The organism is Psychrobacter sp., from assembly GCF_035469765.1.
GTDB lineage: Bacteria > Pseudomonadota > Gammaproteobacteria > Pseudomonadales > Moraxellaceae > Psychrobacter.
The window spans coordinates 1-2014 of sequence record NZ_DATIRM010000031.1 but is presented as its reverse complement, the minus strand read 5'-3'; the positions used below and the strand labels follow the sequence as shown (position 1 = coordinate 2014).

2 protein-coding genes, 1 tRNA gene and 1 pseudogene are annotated in these 2014 nt (G+C 39.9%); all 4 read left to right on the top strand.

Annotation, left to right across the window (positions count from 1 at the left end):
• The first annotated feature begins 519 nt into the window (after positions 1-519).
• Positions 520-595, top strand: a tRNA-Trp gene (locus VLN09_RS00765).
• 51 nt (positions 596-646) lie between these two features.
• Positions 647-1135 (top strand): preprotein translocase subunit SecE, encoded by a 489-nt coding sequence (secE, locus tag VLN09_RS00760; RefSeq protein ID WP_325243161.1) that lies wholly within the window; start codon positions 647-649, stop codon positions 1133-1135.
• A 71-nt stretch (positions 1136-1206) separates the two neighbouring features.
• Complete coding sequence (nusG, locus tag VLN09_RS00755) at positions 1207-1737, top strand: transcription termination/antitermination protein NusG (RefSeq protein ID WP_325243159.1); 531 nt, start codon at positions 1207-1209, stop codon at positions 1735-1737.
• Between the two features lie 95 nt (positions 1738-1832).
• Positions 1833-2014 (top strand): annotated as a pseudogene (rplK, locus tag VLN09_RS00750) (50S ribosomal protein L11); the annotation flags it as partial.

Below are 2014 nucleotides of genomic sequence, written 5' to 3'. Positions count from 1 at the left end.
CGTGAAGGCGGCCGTACTGTAGGCGCTGGTGTTGTTGCTAACGTATTAAACTAATGCTTAACGCTGTCAGAGTAATCTGATCTTCGTTAATAGGTTAGTCAAAAGCCGTTCTCTTTATTGAGAGCGGCTTTTTTGTGGGTGAACGGTTTAATAAGTCAAAGCAATGCTTCTCAAGTTAGTATAGTCAGGGAAAAGCAATATCGATACATAACATACTGCTGATATCAATTTTTCTTGCTTACTGTGCCTACGCAGACAGAGGCTGCAAAAAATTTATACTAGCAGTACCGTAGCGTTTTTAAGGTATTTTAACTATAGTTATTAAAATAGAAGCTGTATGTCTTAAACAGTTAAGGCAATAAACCTTTTTTAGATTTTGGCTCTCATATGTAATTCTGAATAGGGTTTTCTAGATTTTTATCGTTAAAAAAGTGATTTATTAGATTATCCTAATTAAATATCGTCTTAAAACTTGCATTCTCATTAAAATCTTGTATAATTATCAGCCTTAACACCCATAGGCGATTGGCTCAATTGGTAGAGCATCGGTCTCCAAAACCGAGGGTTGTAGGTTCGAGTCCTACATCGCCTGCCATCTTCTTATCACATCTTTGTTATACCCCACCATCTCCGAAGTGAGTTCTTTATGAGCAATAATCAAGATAACCTCGAGACTAAGTTATCTGATGCCAAGGCAGTTGCTGGTGGAATGCTGTCCAAAGACAAGCATGTTTCAGCTGGCAATCAAACGACTGCTATTGAAATTGCTAAGACAGGTTCAGTAAAAGATGTGATTTTGTGGCTACTAGCCGCAGTTGTTTTAATCAGTGCAACGTTAGTTAATCAATATCTACCCGGCTATTGGCAACCTGCCAATGACCTTTGGGTACGTGTTGCTATTATCGTTGCGCTATTTGTGTTTGCACTGTTATGTCTTGCAATGACGAATCAGGGCAGTGCATTTAAAACTTTATTGAAAGACGCTGCCGTAGAACTACGCCGCGTTACTTGGCCTGGCAAAGACGAAACCTTCCAATATACATGGCAAACGATTGTCATGATTGCGGTTGTTGGTTTATTAGTCTGGCTATTAGATAACTTTTTTAATTGGTTCGTTGGCATATTTATTGGTTAATAGTGCGTATTAGCGACTGTTTATCCAAAATTTATAGATAACGACTTACTTACAATGATCAGGAGCGTGATATGCGTTGGTATATTGTCCAAGCATTTTCAGGATATGAAAAGCAAGTACAGCGTTCATTAACTGATCGTATTAATCGTAGTGAATTCGCTGAGTTTTTTGGCGATGTATTGGTACCTACTGAAGAAGTCGTCGAAATGAAAGACGGCAAAAAACGTAAAAGCGAGCGTAAGTTCTTTCCGGGTTATGTATTGATCCAGATGGACATGAACGACAATACTTGGCATATCGTAAAAGATTGCCCACGCATTATGGGTTTTATTGGCGGTACGCCAGAAACACCAGCGCCGATTACGGAAGTAGAAGCTGATCGCATTTTAAACCGTTTGAATCAGACTGAAACTGACCCACGTCCTAAGACTCTATTTGAGCCGGGCGAAGAGTTGTTGGTTATCGATGGTCCATTCACTGACTTTAAAGGGTTGGTTGAAAAAGTGGATTATGAGAAGTCTAAACTACATTTAACGGTAAACGTATTTAATCGACCGACTCAGGTTGAGCTTGAGTTTAGTAAAGTTGAGAAGCTAGACTAAACCAGCAAAAAATTTCATCAACCGGGGAGCTGTTAGTCAATTGCGTATGTATTTACCATATTGATTTGGCGCTATTACCCATTTAGGAGAGAATCATGGCTAAGAAGATTGATGGTTACATCAAACTGCAAGTGCCTGCAGGCAAAGCAAATCCTTCACCACCGATTGGTCCAGCATTGGGTCAAAAAGGCGTGAACATCATGGCGTTCTGTAAAGAATTTAACGCTGCGACCTCAAACCAAGAGCCGGGTTTACCGATTCCTACTGAGATCACTGT

Coding starts and splice junctions, on each gene's coding strand:
- secE (WP_325243161.1), top strand. CDS start 647: ATGAGCAATAATCAAGATAACCTCGAGACTAAGTTATCTGATGCCAAG.
- nusG (WP_325243159.1), top strand. CDS start 1,207: ATGCGTTGGTATATTGTCCAAGCATTTTCAGGATATGAAAAGCAAGTA.